This window comes from Pseudomonas sp. 102515 (assembly GCF_031085165.1).
In the GTDB taxonomy this organism is placed as follows: Bacteria; Pseudomonadota; Gammaproteobacteria; order Pseudomonadales; family Pseudomonadaceae; genus Chryseomonas.
The window spans coordinates 198,874-214,604 of sequence record NZ_JAVHTY010000004.1 but is presented as its reverse complement, the minus strand read 5'-3'; the positions used below and the strand labels follow the sequence as shown (position 1 = coordinate 214,604).

Annotated in this window: 13 protein-coding genes and 2 pseudogenes; 6 read left to right on the top strand and 9 right to left on the bottom strand. The window is 68.3% G+C overall.

Going from position 1 to position 15,731, the window contains the following annotated elements:
- Positions 1–43: 43 nt before the first annotated feature.
- Positions 44–976, top strand: a complete 933-nt coding sequence (locus RCF34_RS16630; RefSeq protein ID WP_308709156.1) for a LysR family transcriptional regulator — start codon at positions 44–46, stop codon at positions 974–976.
- Here the strand turns inward: RCF34_RS16630 and RCF34_RS16625 are convergent.
- The 7 genes and pseudogenes from RCF34_RS16625 to RCF34_RS23140 form a co-directional block, all read right to left on the bottom strand.
- Positions 973–1,506 (bottom strand): cytochrome b, encoded by a 534-nt coding sequence (locus RCF34_RS16625; RefSeq protein WP_308709155.1) that lies wholly within the window; start codon positions 1,504–1,506, stop codon positions 973–975. The genes RCF34_RS16630 and RCF34_RS16625 overlap by 4 nt on opposite strands.
- Positions 1,507–1,594: 88 nt before the next feature.
- Positions 1,595–2,863 carry an arsenic transporter gene (locus RCF34_RS16620; RefSeq protein ID WP_308709154.1) on the bottom strand — a complete coding sequence of 423 codons (1,269 nt, stop codon included), beginning with the start codon at positions 2,861–2,863 and terminating at the stop codon, positions 1,595–1,597.
- Entirely contained in the window at positions 2,830–4,014 is a 1,185-nt protein-coding gene (locus RCF34_RS16615; RefSeq protein WP_308709153.1) for a metallophosphoesterase, read from the bottom strand. Before RCF34_RS16615 ends, RCF34_RS16620 begins: the two co-directional genes overlap by 34 nt.
- 1 nt (position 4,015) lies before the next feature.
- Positions 4,016–5,320 (bottom strand): MFS transporter, encoded by a 1,305-nt coding sequence (locus RCF34_RS16610; protein ID WP_308709152.1) that lies wholly within the window; start codon positions 5,318–5,320, stop codon positions 4,016–4,018.
- Between the two features lie 251 nt (positions 5,321–5,571).
- A complete protein-coding gene (locus RCF34_RS16605; protein ID WP_308709151.1) occupies positions 5,572–6,525 on the bottom strand; it encodes a bestrophin family ion channel in 954 nt (317 codons plus the stop codon).
- 293 nt (positions 6,526–6,818) lie between these two features.
- Positions 6,819–7,532, bottom strand: coding sequence for a methyl-accepting chemotaxis protein (locus RCF34_RS23145; RefSeq protein ID WP_374941208.1), 714 nt, complete (start codon positions 7,530–7,532; stop codon positions 6,819–6,821).
- A 156-nt stretch (positions 7,533–7,688) separates the two neighbouring features.
- Positions 7,689–7,862: pseudogene (locus tag RCF34_RS23140) on the bottom strand (HAMP domain-containing protein); the annotation flags it as partial.
- A gap of 790 nt (positions 7,863–8,652) precedes the next feature.
- Here RCF34_RS23140 and RCF34_RS16595 point away from each other — a divergent pair.
- The 4 genes from RCF34_RS16595 (at position 8,653) to RCF34_RS16575 (ending at position 13,199) form a co-directional block, all read left to right on the top strand.
- Positions 8,653–11,508 (top strand): DUF748 domain-containing protein, encoded by a 2,856-nt coding sequence (locus tag RCF34_RS16595; RefSeq protein ID WP_308709149.1) that lies wholly within the window; start codon positions 8,653–8,655, stop codon positions 11,506–11,508.
- 17 nt (positions 11,509–11,525) lie between these two features.
- A complete protein-coding gene (locus RCF34_RS16590) occupies positions 11,526–11,810 on the top strand; it encodes a DUF2845 domain-containing protein (protein WP_308709147.1) in 285 nt (94 codons plus the stop codon).
- Positions 11,807–12,106, top strand: coding sequence for a DUF2845 domain-containing protein (locus RCF34_RS16585; protein ID WP_308709146.1), 300 nt, complete (start codon positions 11,807–11,809; stop codon positions 12,104–12,106). The genes RCF34_RS16590 and RCF34_RS16585 overlap by 4 nt, the downstream gene beginning before the upstream one ends.
- Before the next feature lie 391 nt (positions 12,107–12,497).
- The gene (locus RCF34_RS16575; RefSeq protein WP_308709145.1) at positions 12,498–13,199 is read left to right on the top strand and encodes a glutathione S-transferase N-terminal domain-containing protein; all 702 of its coding nucleotides are present in this window, start codon (positions 12,498–12,500) and stop codon (positions 13,197–13,199) included.
- Between the two features lie 151 nt (positions 13,200–13,350).
- On the opposite strand, the gene RCF34_RS16570 is transcribed toward RCF34_RS16575, so the two are convergent.
- Both RCF34_RS16570 and RCF34_RS16565 read right to left on the bottom strand, forming a co-directional pair.
- Positions 13,351–13,860, bottom strand: a complete 510-nt coding sequence (locus RCF34_RS16570; RefSeq protein WP_308709144.1) for a nucleoside 2-deoxyribosyltransferase — start codon at positions 13,858–13,860, stop codon at positions 13,351–13,353.
- Positions 13,861–13,948: 88 nt separating this feature from the next.
- On the bottom strand, positions 13,949–15,394 hold the full coding sequence (locus tag RCF34_RS16565; protein ID WP_308709143.1) for a PLP-dependent aminotransferase family protein: 1,446 nt from the start codon (positions 15,392–15,394) through the stop codon (positions 13,949–13,951).
- A gap of 168 nt (positions 15,395–15,562) precedes the next feature.
- Between RCF34_RS16565 and RCF34_RS23135 the strand changes: the two are divergent.
- Positions 15,563–15,670, top strand: a pseudogene (locus RCF34_RS23135) (hypothetical protein); the annotation flags it as partial.
- Positions 15,671–15,731 lie beyond the last annotated feature (61 nt).

Sequence of the window (15,731 nt, the reverse complement as noted above, 5' to 3'; positions counted from 1 at the left end):
GGTAATGGCCCACAATGGCCCTTTGTCCGGCCCTGCCCCGTCCATGGATCATCTCTTCAACCTGCGCGCCTTCGCCTGCGTGGCCCAGACCGGCAGCTTCACCGCCGCCGCGCGCCAGCTGGAACTCACCACCGCCTATGTGTCCCGGGCGGTCAGCCAGCTGGAGCAGCACCTGCAGACCCGGCTGCTGCACCGCACCACCCGCCAGTTGCGCCTGACCGAGGCCGGCGAACGCTACCTGGTGCGCTGCCAGCGCATCCTCGCCGACCTCGACGAAGCCGATGCCGAGGCCCGCCACGCCCTGGCCGTGCCGCGCGGCCGGTTGCGCATCCACACCATGACCGGCCTCGGCCAGCACTATCTGATCCAGAGCCTGGCCAGCTACGGCGAGCGCTATCCCGAGGTCGACCTGGACCTGCAACTGACCAACACCTTCACCGACATCCTCAAGGAAGGCTACGACCTGTCGCTGATCCTGGCCGACGGCCTGCCGGACTCGGCCTTCCATTCGGCGCATCTGGGCAGCACCCACAGCGTGCTCTGTGCGGCGCCCGCCTACCTGGAACGCCAGGGCCGGCCGACCACCCCGGCGGAGCTGGCCGGACATCGCTGCCTGCGCCTGGTCAATCGCGCCATGGCGCCGGATCGCTGGTTGCTGGAAGGGCCGGAGGGCATAGCCGAGGTGGCGGTGGATCGACCGCCCTTCCAGGTCAACACCGCCGATGCCCTGGCCGAGGCCGTGGCCAGCGGCCTGGGCATCGGCGCCCTGCCGCTGTACGCCGCGGTCGCCGGCCTCGCCAGCGGTCGCCTGCAACGGGTGCTGCCCGGGCACCGGCTCTATGCCCTGGATATCCATGCGCTCTATCCTTCGCGGCGCTTTCTCGACGCCAAGATCCGCACCCTGGTGGACCATCTGCGTGAGACCCTGCCGGCGCTGCTGGAGCGTGACCGGCAGCGGGTGGAAGGCAGCGCCTAAAATCTTTGCTCGGGCAACATCCGCTCCAGGGTGCCATCGCGGCGGATCGCCACATGCCAGACCACCGCGGCCACGTGCAGGAGCACCAGGCCATAGACGGCGAACTGGCCGGCCACGTGGATGCGATTGGCGAGGATGCCGAGGGCTTCATGCCGGGGAAAACCCGGCAGGGAAAACAGCCCGAACACCGGTACCGGCTGGCCCTGGCCGGCCATCAGGTAACCGGTCACCGGCATCAGTAGCAGCACGGCATAGAGCAGGCCGTGATTGAGACTCGCGAGCAGCCGTAGCAGGCGCCCGTCGCGGGGATGAGCCGGCGGCGCCGGATGTCGCCAGCGCCAGGTCAGGCGGATCAGGAGCAGCAGGAACACCGAGATCCCGGTGGATTCGTGCAGCAGGTACCAGAGGGTCCGCACCGGCCCGGGCGGAAAGTTTTCCGCCACCCAGACGAAGGGCAGCAGCAGGCACAGCAGGGCGACGGTCAGCCAGTGCAGCGCCTGGGCGAAGCCGGTGTAGCGGGCGATGGCCATGGGCGGTGCTCCGTAGCAGAGGTATGCCGATAGTGCCCCAGGCAGAGGGCAAAAATCGCCTTGCCTGAGGATAAGCCGTGACCGTCCGTCAGAGATGGATCAAGGCAGCCAGCGCCAAAACCAGCGCCGGGATCATCACCACGGCGCCCAGCTTGAGGAATTGCCAGAAGCTCACCGAAAGCCCTTCGCGGCGCAGCGCGGCCAGCCACAGCAGGGTCGCCAGGGAGCCGGTGATGGACAGGTTGGGGCCGAGGTCGATGCCGATCAGCACGGCGCCGGCGATCTTTTCCGAGACATGGGCGGTCTGCACCGCCGCCCCGGCCAGCAGACCGGCCGGCAGGTTGTTGACCAGGTTGCTGCCAAAGGCCACCAGCAGCCCGGCGCCCCAGGCGGCGCGCTCCGGCGTCGCCTGGGCGGCGGCCTGCAGCTGATTGGCCAGCGCCTGCAGCACCCCGGTGGTCTCCAGGGCTTCCACCAGCACGAACAGCCCGGCCACCAGCGGCAGGACGCCCCAGGAAATGTGCTTGAGCAACTCCAGGCCGCCGCCACGCTTGCAGGCCACCACCACCAGGAAGGTGGCGAAGCCGGCGAGAAAGGTCGGCAGACCCAGCTCCAGATCCAGTGCCGAAGCGCCGAGCAAGACCAGGATGGTCAGGATCAGACCGCCGCCGGCGATGCGTCCGGTGGTGGGCAGCGCCTCCACCGCGCCCCCTTCGGACAGCCGCTCGGCGCGCAGGACCTTGGCCTGGCTCGCCCAGAGGGTGAGGAAGGTCGCGGCGATGGCCAGGATCGAGGGTACGGTGAACAGCGCCAGCCAGCGGCTCAGCTCGGGCATGTGCTCGGCGAAGACCACCAGGTTGGCCGGGTTGGAGATCGGCAGCACGAAGCTCGCCGCGTTGGCGATGAAGGCGCAGGAGAACAGATAGGGCAGCGGATTCTTCACCTTCGCCGCGCGGGTGGCGTAGTAGACCGCCGGGGTCAGCACCACGGCGCAGGCGTCGTTGGAAAGGAACACCGTGACCAGGATGCCGACGCCATAGACCAGCGCGAACAGCCGCAACGCCGAGCCCTTGGCCGCGCGCACCGCATGGCCGGCGACCCAGTCGAACAACCCTTCCTTACGGGCGATCTCGGCCAGCAGCATCATGCCGATGAGGAACAGATAGACGTCGGTACCCTTGGCGATGCCGTGCCAGACGCCGTCCAGCGGCAACAGGCCGAACAGCGCCAGCAGCGCGGCACCGGCGACGGCGAACAGGGCCTCCGGCAGACCGAAGGGCCGCGAGACCACCCCGAGGGTGGCCAGGGCGGCGATGACCCACGTCAGGACGTGGGGAGTGGTGATGATGGACCCCATGAAAGCGCTGTTCCTTCTAGTCGATTCGCGAGACCGGCCTGGCCGACCTCACCATTTGCGGCCATTGCGATTGGGCCCAGCTGGGTCCCCAGGACACCCCTGGCCCGCCATTCACCCAGCCGGGTGTGATCCGAACCCCAGTCGGCGGGCGCGGCGACGGGACGCAGATGACCGCTCAGCTCGACCTCGTCACGGTCTTCGCCGCCCTGCGCATCCCGGACCCGGACCTGCAACCGGCGGACGCCCTCCGGCACGGGTCGGTCACCCCGATAGCGGCCCTTGCCGAGCGGCTGCAGGGGCCACCAGGGACCGTCGTCGCACTGCCACTCGCAGACCCTGAGCTCGCTCGCGGCCAGCACCAGCACCCGGCACTCCCGGACCTCGGCCACGCCGGCGCCGTTGAGGCGGGCATCACCGGGCGCGGTGATCTGCACCCAGGGCCAGCCGTCGGGCAATTCGCGAAAGCGCCAGCTCACCGCCGGACCGTCCAGGGTGACCAGCGCGAATCCTACACCGCCTTCCTCGATCTGGCCGGTGGATCTGCAGGCGGCATAGAGCACGCCGCCGTCGTGGGCCAGTTCGTTGTAGTGGGTATGACCGATCTCCACCAGGCGCACCGGGCCCTCGTGCAGCAGCCGCGCCACCCGCTCGGCTTCGCCGGGGCCCTGCAGGTCCGCCGGATAGCTGTGCATGAAGACCACGCAGCGCTGCGCCAGCCGGGTCGCCTCGTGCAGCTCCTGCTCCAGCCACTGCAATTGCTCGCGGCCAAGGCGGAAATCCGGCCCGCCGGTGCCCGGTCCGCACATGTCCAGGAACAGGCAACGCACGCCGCCCACCTCTCTGGAATAAGGCAATTGGGGCACCTGCAACTCGGCATAGAAGGGTCCGAGATCACCGCCCTCCATGTCGTGGTCGCCGGTGATCACCGTTACCGGTAGCGGAAAGTCGTCCAGCAGCCGCCTGAGCAACAGATACTGCTCCGCGGTGCCTTTGTCGGCGTTGTCCCCGGGCAGATAGACGAAATCCAGTTCGCTGCGCCCGCGCAGGCGCTGCAGGAGGGTCTGCAGGTCCCGGGCATTGTCCGCTTCGGCGGTGGTCAGGTGCAGATCGCCGATATGGGCGAAGGCGAGGAACTCATCCTGGCGTGCCATTTCAGCCTCCCACCACCGAACCGCTCGAACGCGCCGCGTCCCCGGCGGCGTGCTCGTCGCGGGTCTCGGGCATCAGCAGCAGATAGAGCACGAAGCCCACCGCGGCGATGGCCGCCAGGGTGGTGAAGGCCGCCGCGTAGCCGAAGCGGACGATGATGATCCCGGCGATGGTGGCACTGATGGCCGCGCCCAGCCCCTGGGCGGTGGCGATGGCGCCCTGGCTGACGTTGAAGCGCCCGCTGCCGCGGGTCAGGTCGGCGACGATCACCGGCATCAGGGCGCCATAGATCCCGGCGCCGATGCCATCGAGCAGTTGCACCGCCACCAGGTAGTAGGGATTGTCGGAAAAGGTGTAGAGCACGCCGCGGATCGCCAGCACGGCGAAGGCGAAGAGAAAGATCGGCTTGCGCCCGAAGACGTCGGCCTTGCGCCCCACCAGGATGGCCACCGGCACCATCACGCACTGGGCGGCGACGATGCAGACGGCCACCAGCGAGGTGGCGCTGTCCTTGCCGACGATATGGGTCAGCTGCTGGCCGACCGAGGTCAGCATGGCGGCATTGGCCAGGTGGAAGATGGCGGCCAGCAGCGCCAGCAGTTGCAGCTTGCGATTGGCCAGCAGCGCCTGCCAGGCCGACACCGGCTTGGCATCGCGGGCACCGACTTCGTCACCCAGCCCCTGGGCCAGGTCATCGTCGATCTCGTCCTGGGGCACCCGGACGATGGCGACGATGGAGGCCGCCGCCAGCAGCGCCATCAGCCAGAACACCACGGTGGGACCGAAGAAATAGGCCAGGCCACCCGCCAGCGCCGCCGAGACGGCGTTGCCGGCGTGGTTGAAGCCCTCGTTGCGGCCGATGTGCTTGGTGAAGGCCTTCGGGCCGACGATCCCCAGGGTGATGGCCGCCAGCGCCGGGGCGAAGACGGCCGCCGCGGCGTGGGCCAGCGACTGGGTGGCCGCCACCACGTAGAAGTTGGAGACGAAGGGCAGCAGCACGCTGCAGAGGGTCACCACCAGGGCGGCGACGCCGACCATGAGGCGCTTGTGGCGGGTACGGTCGATCAGGGCGCCGGCGGGGGTCTGGGCGATCAGCCCGGCGATGCCGGCCAGGGTCATGATGAAGCCGGCGGTGGCTTCGTTCCAGCCCTCCCCCGGGCCGCGCACGGCGATCAGGTAGATGGCGAGATAGGGGCCTAAGCCGTCGCGGACGTCGGCCAGGGTGAAGTTCAGGGCATCCAGGGCATGGCGCGCGCGGCGAGAGGGTTCGGCGCTGGCCCCGGGGGTCGGAAGACGGGTTTCGGACATGAGCGGGCATCCGTAGCGAGACATAGGTCGCGGGGCGCAGGCCCCACTGCACCTCTCGCCCCGGCCCGCCAGCAACCCACGGCATGACCCGCTGGGCCCCAGCCAACCACCGCTGCCAGGGGAGATTGCAAAATGTGACCGGAGCGAAGCGGCGCTAGTGCCCTGTGCTCACGAAAGAAATACCTCTGGCGCGGGACTTTCCGCACGTTCTCCATCCTGGCGGCCCGATGTCTCCCAAGTAGCGCCGCCGGTCAGGCCACCCGTCGACTCGGCGCGACGTCGGCCTCGGGCTGGGCCAGGGCCACGGCGCTGCCCTCTTCGCTGCGCGGCCGTAGCATCGACAGCAGGTTGGCCTCGATGGTGGCGCACAGCTTGTCCATGGTGATCTGGTGCTGGCTGTCGGCGAAGGGCGCCTGCAGATCGCTGCCGATGCGCTCCAGCGCCAGCAGCATGAAGCCGACCACGGTGGATACCAGCGGGGTGAACCAGCCGAGGGTCGAGACCAGGCCCAGCGGCATGGCGATGCAGAACAGGAAGCTGAACAGCTGCGGAAAGCAGACATAGGGATAGGGCAAGGGGGTGTTGGCGATGCGCTCCATGCCGCCCTGCCAGTTGGACATGTCCACCAGGGTCTCTTCCAGCCGCGCCAGGCGGATGCTGTCCAGCCGGCCCTGGCGGTATTCGCTGGCGATCAGCTCGGCGGTACCGGCGAGGATGTCGTTGGCGAAGTTGAGGCTGCCTTCGGCCAGCGCCAGTTCGTGGCGGGCCAGATAGGGCGCGGCCGCCGCGGCCGGGTCCTGGCGCTTGAGCTGGGCGCGCAGGGCGTGCAGATAGCCCATGTGCCGACGCAGGAGCACCGCCTTGACCCGGTTCTGCGCCTTGCCCTGGTCGTCGATCAGGGTCAGCACCTGGCGGCCGAAGCTGCGCGAGCTGTTGACCATGGCGCCCCACAGGGTACGGGCCTCCCACCAGCGGGCATAGGCGCTGTTGTTGCGAAAGCTGATCAGCACCACCAGCGCCGAGCACAGCAGGGTCAGGGGCGTGAGCGGCAGGTCGAAGCGCTCGTCGACGAACAGCATGGCGTCCACCGTGACCGCCACGTCCCACAGCAGCAGACCGAACAGCGACCAGCCGACATAGCTGAAGGTGGTGCGCAGGAACTGGATCTTCTTCTGGATGGAACGGAGCTGGATCGGACTGGACATCTGCTACTCCCGGCGACGCGGATTCTCGATTCGCGGTTACCTGGCCGTCCTGTCGTCGCGCCGCGAGCCGCTGAGCCCGTCGCCGTCTCCCCTCCCTGAGAATGCAACCTGTTCACGAGACTAGTCGGCGGTCCTTAAGTCAAACTTAATCCCGAGCGACGGGCGGATCATGGCAAAGTGCCGCGTTAGAGCCTCTGCAACAGGCCGCGGCAGCTCTGGCCGGAGTCTTCATGGCCGCTCGACCGCCGATCGGCCACGTGCGCCTGCGGCCGCTGGAAGGTGCGCAGACCCGATCAGTCCTGCAGTCGGTTGGCGAGTCTGGAGAGATCCTGGGAGACACCCTGCAAGCGCCCGCTGGCGCTCTGGGTCCGCTGCAGATCCTCTTCGTTGTGACGGGCCACGGTGACGATCTCCGCCAGGTTGCGAGCGATGTCCTCGGCCACCGAGGTCTGCTCCTCGGCGGCGGTAGCGATCTGCCGATTCATGTCGCGGATGGCTTCCACCGCCAGGGTGATGCTGCGCAGCCGCTCGCCCGAGGCCACCACCTGATCGCGTCCGGCACTGCTTTCGGCGGTGCCCGCGCGCACCGCCTCGGCGGCTTCGTGAGCCGCGCCCTGCAGCGTCGCGATCAGTTGATGAATCTCGCTGATGGAACTGGAGGTGCGCACCGCCAGGCTGCGTACCTCGTCGGCAACCACGGCGAAGCCACGTCCGGCGTCCCCGGCCCGGGCGGCCTCGATGGCGGCGTTGAGCGCCAGTAGGTTGGTCTGGTCGGCGATGCCGCGGATCACCTCCAGCACGCTGCCGATGCGCTCGCTGTCGTTTTCCAGGCGGGCGATGACAGCGGCGGTGCGGGTGATTTCAGCATGCATCCGCTCGATGGTGGCAATGGTCTGGGTCATGCTCGTCTCGCCTTCCTGGGCCGCGCGATCCGCGTCATTGGCCGCCGTGGCGGCGCTGCCGGAATGGCGGGCCACCTCTTCCGCGGTGGCGCTCATCTCGTGCATGGCGGTCGCCACCTGATCGGTGCGCGAGAACTGGTCACGAATGCCCTCGCCGCTGCGCTGAGCGATGGCGCCCAGTTCCTGGGTGGTGGCGTCCAGCGCCCCCGTACCCTGGCGCAGCTGGCCGGCCAGGTCGGTGAAGAAGTCGCGCAGACGATTGGCGGCGCGGGACAGCCGGCCTACCTCGTCACGGCGCGCTTCGGCCAGCGGCTGACCGAAGCGGCCCTCGCTGAGGCGCACCAGTTGCTCGGTGACCTGGGCCAGCGGCCCGACGATGCGGCGATTGACCAGCCAGGCACTGAGCAGGGCGATCAGGGCGGCGAAGGCGAGCATGGCGCTCACTGCCAGCAGCACGGTGCGCCGCGCCTCGGCGCTCAGGACCGCGGCTTGACCGTTGGCGCGTTCGTGCAGCGCGATGACCAGGCCGGACAGCTGCTCGCTGGTCGCTCGGTCGATGCCCTTGACCGCGGCATCGCCCTGGGCGGCGGCATAGTCCGCTGCCACATAGGCTGCCAATCCACGCCGATAGGCTTCGCCCATCTCCCGATGACTCTGGGCCAGTTGCTGCAGACGCTGGCGCAGTTCGGACTCGTCGGCCCGGCGCTGCAACTGCTCCAATGCCGCCTGGACTCGCGCTTCCTCTTCCTGGAACTGCTTCCAGTAGCGCTCGCGCTCATCGGCGCCGCCGCCGCGCAGGAGTACGTTCTTCCATTCCTGCACCTGCGACTTGAAGGCCAGGTTGGTGGCGTCCACCAGCCGGGCCTCCTCCAATGGTCCATCAAGCAGTCTTTGATAGCCGTCCAGTTGACGGGAAAGCAGCCCGAAACCGGCCAGCGCGAGCGCGAGCAACAGGACCAGACCGCCACCGATGAGCAGCAGCAATTGAGCACGCAGAGAACGAGAAGGATTCATGAAAAAGGACCGAGATGATCGAGCGGGCGGCCACTTCACTACACTTTTATTGCAACAAGGTTTCAGGCAATTTAAAGACTGACTATTACCGCCATACGGTCATCGAGCACCTCCAGAAGGCTGGACCCCACCGCTTTTGGGACACTCACCGCCCTTGTCGCCGGGGGCGCCGTGCCATAATCCGGGCACCTTCGCCGTCCTAGATGCCTGCATGTCCAGAATTGTGAAAGCGAGCCTCGTGCTGCTCGTGCTCTTGGCCCTCTACAGTCTGCTCGGATTCCTGGTCGGACCGCGCCTCGCCCTGCACTACCTCAACCAGACGCTGGCCGAGCGCCTCACGCAGCCGGCCAGCCTGCAGGCCCTGAGCTTCAACCCCTTCACCCTGCAGCTGCACGCCGAAAAGCTGCTGATCGGCCCGGCGGAGCAGCCTGTGGTCGCCGCCGAAGGCTTCTCGGCCGACCTGCAGTGGGACAGCCTCTGGCGCCGCACCCTGCACCTGACCGAGGTGCGCCTCGACCAGCCACAGGTCGATCTGCGCATCGCCAAGGGTGGCCAGGTCAATCTGGCCCGGCTCTGGCGCAGCGAACCCGCCACGCCGGCCACGTCGACGCCAGCCACCACGGAGCCGGGCCAGCCCTTCCCGGTGCACATCGAGCGCATCGCCCTGGTCGGTGGCCGGCTGCATTTCCTCGATGCCCAGGGCGCCCAGCCGGTGGAAGCCACCTTCACGCCCCTGGATGCCACCCTGCAGGATTTCCGCACCCGTAGTGGCGACACCTCGGGCCAGCTGGCGTTGACCGCCACCACCGCCCAGGGCGGCCAACTCACCTGGAAGGGCAGCCTGGATCTCCTGCCGCTGCGCAGCGAAGGCGAGCTGACCCTCGAGGGCGTCAGCCTCGCGCCCTGGTGGCCCTATGTGCGCAACCAGCTGCCGCTGGCGCTGGGCAAGGGACGCCTGGAAGCCAGCACCCACTACCGCCTGGACCTGGCCAAGACCCTGCAGCTGCAGCTCAGCCAGGGTCGCCTGGCGCTGGACGACGTCGCCGTGCAGGCGGTCGGTGCCGAACCCAAGGCCAGCTTCAAGCGCCTGGCCGCCGAGGGCATCGCCCTGGATCTGCAGCAGCGCGAAGTCAGCATCGCCCGCCTGAGCGGCAACGGCCTGGATGCCTGGGGCAATCGCGAGCAGGACGGCAATCTCGACTGGCAGCAGCTGTTCCCTGCCAGCGACGCCCCCAGCAGCAGTGGCCCGGGCTGGCGCGTGCGCCTCGACGACGCCCAGCTCAGCGACAACCAGCTGCACCTGGTGGACCGGGTGCCCCAGGAGCCGGCCAGTCTGTATTTCAGCGGCCTGGACCTCGCCGTGAAAGGCTTCGACACCGCCAGCAGCAAGCCCTTCGGCCTGGAGCTCAAGACCACCCTGGGTGATCGTGGGCGCATCACCGCCAGCGGCCAGCTGGCGCTGACACCGCTGCAGGGCAGCTTCGACGTCGGCATCGACGAACTCAACCTGCGCCAGGCCCAGCCCTATCTCAGCCCCTATGTGCGCCTGGAGATCCGCAGCGGCCAGCTGGCCAGCCGGCTCAAGGTGGCCCTGGCCCCGGGCGAACCCCTGGGCCTCACCGTCAGCGGCGCGGCTCAGGTCACCCAGGTGCACGTGCTCGACACCCTGCACCAGCAGGACTTCATGCGTTGGCAGCGGCTGGACGTGCAGGGCATCGCCTTCGAGCTGGGCAAGCGGCTGGTGATCGACAAGATCGACCTGGAAAAGCCCTATGGCACCCTGGTGATCAACGAGGACCTCAGCAACAACTTCAGCGCCCTGCTGGTGCCCCAGCCGAAAACGGAATCGAAGGACAGCTCGCCACCGCTGCAGGTCCGCATCGGCGGGGTGAGCATCAAGGATGGCAGCGCCGACTTCGCCGACAACAGCTTGAAGCCCGGCTTCGCCACCAACATCCAGTCGCTGGAAGGCGGCATCGGCACCCTGGACACCGCCGCCTCCAAGCCGGCCGACATCCACCTAGCCGGCAAGGTCGATCGCTTCGCCCCGGTGGAAATCAAGGGCCGCCTCGACCCTCTCGATCCCTTGCAGCAGCTGGACGTGACCGCCTATTTCCGCCAGGTCGAACTCACCACCCTGTCGCCCTACACCGGCAAGTTCGCCGGCTACGCGGTGCGCAAGGGGCGCCTCGACCTGGACCTGCAATACCGCATCGACGACGGCCGGCTGCAGGCGCAGAACCACGTGGTGCTCGACCAGCTGGAACTCGGTGAGCGGGTGGACAGCAAGGACGCCGTGGACCTGCCGGTGCGCCTGGCGGTGGCCCTGCTCAAGGACAGCCACGGTCGGATCGACCTGCGCCTGCCGGTGGCGGGCAATCTCGCCGACCCCAACTTCAGCGTCATGCCGGTGGTCTGGCAGACCCTGCGCAATGTGCTCAGCCGCGCCGTCCAGGCGCCCTTCCGCATGCTGGCGGGACTGGTCGGCGGGCACGAGGCGGATCTCAGCGCCATCGACTTCGCCCCCGGCAGTACCAGCCTCTCGGCCCAGGCGCGCGGCGAACTGGACAAGCTGGCCGCGGCCCTGCGCCAGCGGCCGCAACTGACGGTGGAAGTCAAGGGCCATGCCGGCGCCGCCAGCGACGGTCGCGCGCTGGCCGCCAGCCAGCTGGAAAAGGACTTCCAGACCCAGTACTTCAACCTGCTGCAACGTCGTGGCGACAAGGTCCCGGCCGATCCCAGCCAGTTGCAGGTACCCGCCGACATGCGCGCCCCCCTGCTGGAAGGCCTGTACCGCCTGCGACTGCAGGCGCAACCGCCGCAGGAATGGGATAGTCTTGACGATGCCACCCGCACGGCGCGCCTGCGCCAGGCGGTGCTCGAAGCCTGGAGCGGCAACGACGGCCTCCTGCGCAGCCTGGCCCAGCAGCGCGCCGGTGCCATCAAGACCTATCTGGTGGACACGGCGAAACTGGATGCCCAGCGGGTCTATCTGCTGGACGTCAGCACTCAAGCCCAATCCGGTGAATCGCCCACGGCCGCGCAGTTGCAGCTCGGGGTGCTCTGACCGGTCAGGAGACCCCCATGCGTTGCCTGCTCGCCGCCCTCACCCTGCTGGTCGCCACCGGCGCCGCCGCCGATTCCATGAGGTGCGGCAACGCCCTGGTCAGCCGGGGCGATCGCGCCTTCGAAGTGCTGCAGAAATGCGGCGAACCCGCCCACCGCGACCTGGTGGGCTACGAACTGGGCCGCAACGAACGCCGTGAGGCGGTGATCGAGGAATGGGTCTACGGCCCAAGGAACGGCGCCAACTACATCCTCACCTTCGAAGCCAACCGCCTCACTCGCATCGAGCTCCAGCGCCAATGAGCCTGCGCACCCTGGCGTTGCTGCTCCTGCTCGCCACCGGCACCAGCCAGGCCGCGTCGCTGCGTTGCGGCAGCGCCCTGGTCTCCACCGGCTCCACCACCCACGAGGTCCGCGGCAAGTGCGGCGACCCGCTGAGCGTCACGCCCCAGGGCGAACGCCAGGTCACCGATGGCTACGGCTATCGCCAGGTGGAATTCGTCGAGGAATGGGCCTACGGCCCCTGGAACGGCATGCTGTATTTCCTCACCTTCCGCGGCGGCCGCCTGGACCAGGTGGACAGCAAGAGAGCCAACTGAGGCGTTTCGCAGGTTGGCCTGACTGCCGTAGGTCGGGTTGAGCGCCAGCGAAGCCCAACACCGCCCAAGGCCCAACTCCGCTGTTGGGCTTCGCGACGCTCAGCGCCAACCTACGGCGCTTGGCACGGCCATCCCGGGCTTCGACAGGCTGCTGCTGCTCTGGCCCGAACGCCTGTACCGCGATCCCGCCCATGCCTGGCTGCGCGAACGGATCGTCGCCAGCGTCGTGAGCTGAATGCCAGCCTGACCAATCGACTTTCTGCATGGAGGGCATACGGCGGCTTGGCTGTTCGTCCCCTGCCCTGGCCCGGCATCCTTGGTCACCTCGTACGAACGCGGCACGACTGCCCGCAGTCGCATGCTTCGTCATTGTCCCTTCCGGAGCCCCTCCATGGCCAAGCTACGCCTCTTCACCTCGCCGTCCGCCTTTCCCAATCCACAACGGCTGCGGCTGTTCATCCATGAAAAGGGCATCGCCGATCAGTTCGAGGAGGTCATCCTGAAGATGGCGCCGGAAGGCGAGCAACGCCAGTGGCAGCACCTCAAGCGCAATCCCTGGGGCGAGACCCCGACCCTGGAATTCGCCGAAGGCGGTTACCTGGCCGAGAGCGCGGCCATCGCCCGCTATCTGGACAATAGCTATCCCGGTCGCAAGGTGCTGGGCGAGACGCCGCTGGAGCAGGGCCAGGACGCCATGTGGAACGACCGCATCTTCGTCCATGTGCTCTATCGCATCGTGACCATGTTCCATGTGCAGCACGAAGGCCTCGGCCACAAACTGGAGCTGACCCACAATCCGCAATGGGGCGAGCATTGCCGCAAGGAAGCCCTGATGCACGCGGCGCTGGTGGATCGGCATCTGGCCGACGGTCGCGAGTGGCTGCTGGGCGGTGCGGCGCCGACCTTCGCCGACATCACCCTGTGCACCGCCATCGCCTTCTCCAAGTACCCCACCAACCAGACGCCACTGGACGAGCGCTTCGAGCACCTGGCGGCCTTCTGGGCGCGCTGGCAGCAGCGCGACAGCTTCCGGGCAGCCTATGCCGATGGCCACAGCGGACTGGATGAACTGGCGTCCCTGGCGCGCGGCTGACTCCGTGGCAACCGCCCTCCTCCCCGGTCAAGGCCCCGTAGCGTGGAAAACGGCCCAGCCTTTTCCACCGGGCTGATCGCAATCGACCCTGCTCCGATCACCCCTCTCCCCCGGGAGAGGGCCGGGGTGAGGGTCGCATGGCCCTGACCTGCTAGCGCAGCCGTTCGCGCAACACCGCCAGGGCGACCTCCGGCCCGCCGACGACGATGCTGGCCGGCACCGCCAACATCAGGTTGAGCGGCAGGCCGAATTCCTCCAGCGTCCAGCCATCGCGGTCCAGTAGACCCTTTCCCATCCACTCGGGATGCCGCGCGCGAATCCGCTCGGCCAGGCTGCCCTTCTCCGGGACATAGCCCACCACCGGCTTGCCCAGCGCCACCGCATAGCCCACCTCGAAACAGGTGCCGCTGTCGGGCTCGGCGCCGCGAAAGAAGTCCAGACTGGCCAGGACGCCATCGGCCTGCTCGATCAACGCCAGATTCGCCCGATAGATCCAGGCTGCCTGCTCGCGTGGCTCGGTCAGCTCCGAGGGGATGGCGTTGTCCAGTGGAAACAGGCCTACGCAGCCCTGGCTGGCGCAAAGCGCCTTGAGGGCCTCGCCATGGGCGACGGCATCAGGCCGAAACACCTCGGGGCCGGCCAGATAGAGACGGGGTGGCATAGGGAGTCCTCGCTCAAAACGGCCAGTGTAGAGGGCTGGCGAGACCTCGTCTCGGCGGCGAGGACTTCACCCTGTACGCCTGGGTCGGCTAGGCCAGTGCCGACTCCGACAGCGTGAGCGCCTCGCCCAGCAACCGGCACGCGGCCTCGCCCACGCGCCGCACGCCCTCCTCGATCCCCGGGCGCTGGGCCTGGGCATAGTTCAGGCGCAGGCAGTTGCGATACTTGCCCGAGGCGGAAAAGATGCTGCCGCAGGCGATCTGCACGCTCTGGGCGAGGAGTTCGCGATTGAGTCGATGGCTGTCGCAGGCCTCGGGCAACTCCACCCACAGCAGGAAACTGCCCTGGGGTTGGCTGACCCGGGTGCCGGCGGGAAAGTAGCGCTGCACCCAGGCACTCATCAGGTCGCGATTGCGCTGGTACTGGGCGCGCATGCGCCGGACGTGCACGGTGTAATGGCCGGCGGCGATGAATTCGGCGATGGCCAGTTGCGGCTGGGGTGCGGTGCAGCCGGTGCCTATGTACTTGAGGTGCAGGATGCGCTCGGCGTAACGCCCGGGTGCCACCCAGCCAACCCGGAGACCGGGCGCCAGGGTCTTGGAAAAGGAACTGCAGAGCACCACCCGGTCGTCTTCGTCGAAGGCCTTGAGCGCCCGCGCGCGTGGATAGCCATAGAGCAGATCGCCATAGACGTCGTCTTCGATCACCGCCAGGTCGTGCTTGCGCGCCAGGGCCACCAGCTGGCGCTTGTTGGCCTCGGGCATGCAGTAGCCCAGGGGATTGTTGCAACTGGGGGTGAGCTGGATGGCGCGCACCGGCCATTGCTCCAGCGCCAGTTCCAGCGCCGGCAGGCTGATGCCGGTGCGCGGATCGGTGGGGATTTCCAGTGCCTTGAGGCCCTGGCCCTTGAGGGTCTGCATCACCCCGTGAAAGGTCGGCGAGTCCACCGCGACGATGTCGCCTTCCTGGCAGGTGGCGCGCAAGGCCGTGGCCAGGGCCTCGTGGGCCCCGCTGGTGATGACGATGTCATCGGCGGTGAGCACGCAGCCGGCATCCAGCTGCAGCCGCGCCACCTGTTCGCGCAAGGCCGCCACGCCCTGGATGCTGTCGTAGGACAGCCCGGCATTGCCCGGCCGCCGCGCCAGCCGCGCCATGCCGGCCAGCAGGGGGGCCAGGGTCGGCGCCTCGGTATCCGGCAGGCCGCGGCCGAGTTGCACCCGTACCGAATCCGGGGTGGAGGTCATCAGCTCCCGTACCGGTTCCCAGCCAGAGACCTCCACCGGCCAGCGCGCCGGGCGGGTCACCCGTGGCAACGCGATGACGCGTCTCTCCAGGCGGACGAAATAGCCGGACTTGGGCCGTGGCTCCACCAGGCCACGGTCCTCCAGCAGCCGATAGGCCTGCTGCACCGTGGCCAGACTGACCCCGTGCTCCTGGGCCAGGGCGCGCACCGACGGCAGGCGTTCGCCCGGTCGATAGAGACCCTGTTCGATACGGCGGCCGAGGGCGTCGGCCAACAGCTGATAGCGATTCATGCCCGGACTATAGCGGCGTAGACAGGACACGCGCGCCATACAGATGGCCACGCCGTGCACCATACAGCCGAGCGCTGTAAGGCGGCTGTATGGCGGACAACCCACCGGCCTGGATCTGCCCCAGACCGTAGCGGCGGCGGAGCATGGAGACAGCCCAGGAGAGACGCCATGCCCAGAGACCCTAGCCTTCACGACCAGACCCGCGCCAGCGGCTGCTGGCTGCTGTTCCAGCGCCAGCTGACCACCCGCCGCAGCCTGCCGGAGCTTACCGACCGGGAACTGGCCGATATCGGCCTGGATCGCCATACCGCCCTGCGCGAGGCCCGGCGCCCCTGGT

Excerpts from the sequence above, each read along its gene's own strand:
- RCF34_RS16605 (WP_308709151.1), bottom strand. The coding sequence starts at position 6,525 with ATGTCCAGTCCGATCCAGCTCCGTTCCATCCAGAAGAAGATCCAGTTC.
- RCF34_RS16620 (WP_308709154.1), bottom strand. The coding sequence starts at position 2,863 with ATGGGGTCCATCATCACCACTCCCCACGTCCTGACGTGGGTCATCGCC.
- RCF34_RS23145 (WP_374941208.1), bottom strand. The coding sequence starts at position 7,532 with ATGCACGAGATGAGCGCCACCGCGGAAGAGGTGGCCCGCCATTCCGGC.
- RCF34_RS16585 (WP_308709146.1), top strand. The coding sequence starts at position 11,807 with ATGAGCCTGCGCACCCTGGCGTTGCTGCTCCTGCTCGCCACCGGCACC.
- RCF34_RS16565 (WP_308709143.1), bottom strand. The coding sequence starts at position 15,394 with ATGAATCGCTATCAGCTGTTGGCCGACGCCCTCGGCCGCCGTATCGAA.
- RCF34_RS16615 (WP_308709153.1), bottom strand. The coding sequence starts at position 4,014 with ATGGCACGCCAGGATGAGTTCCTCGCCTTCGCCCATATCGGCGATCTG.
- RCF34_RS16625 (WP_308709155.1), bottom strand. The coding sequence starts at position 1,506 with ATGGCCATCGCCCGCTACACCGGCTTCGCCCAGGCGCTGCACTGGCTG.
- RCF34_RS16610 (WP_308709152.1), bottom strand. The coding sequence starts at position 5,320 with ATGTCCGAAACCCGTCTTCCGACCCCCGGGGCCAGCGCCGAACCCTCT.
- RCF34_RS16570 (WP_308709144.1), bottom strand. The coding sequence starts at position 13,860 with ATGCCACCCCGTCTCTATCTGGCCGGCCCCGAGGTGTTTCGGCCTGAT.
- RCF34_RS16630 (WP_308709156.1), top strand. The coding sequence starts at position 44 with ATGGATCATCTCTTCAACCTGCGCGCCTTCGCCTGCGTGGCCCAGACC.
- RCF34_RS16575 (WP_308709145.1), top strand. The coding sequence starts at position 12,498 with ATGGCCAAGCTACGCCTCTTCACCTCGCCGTCCGCCTTTCCCAATCCA.
- RCF34_RS16590 (WP_308709147.1), top strand. The coding sequence starts at position 11,526 with ATGCGTTGCCTGCTCGCCGCCCTCACCCTGCTGGTCGCCACCGGCGCC.
- RCF34_RS16595 (WP_308709149.1), top strand. The coding sequence starts at position 8,653 with ATGTCCAGAATTGTGAAAGCGAGCCTCGTGCTGCTCGTGCTCTTGGCC.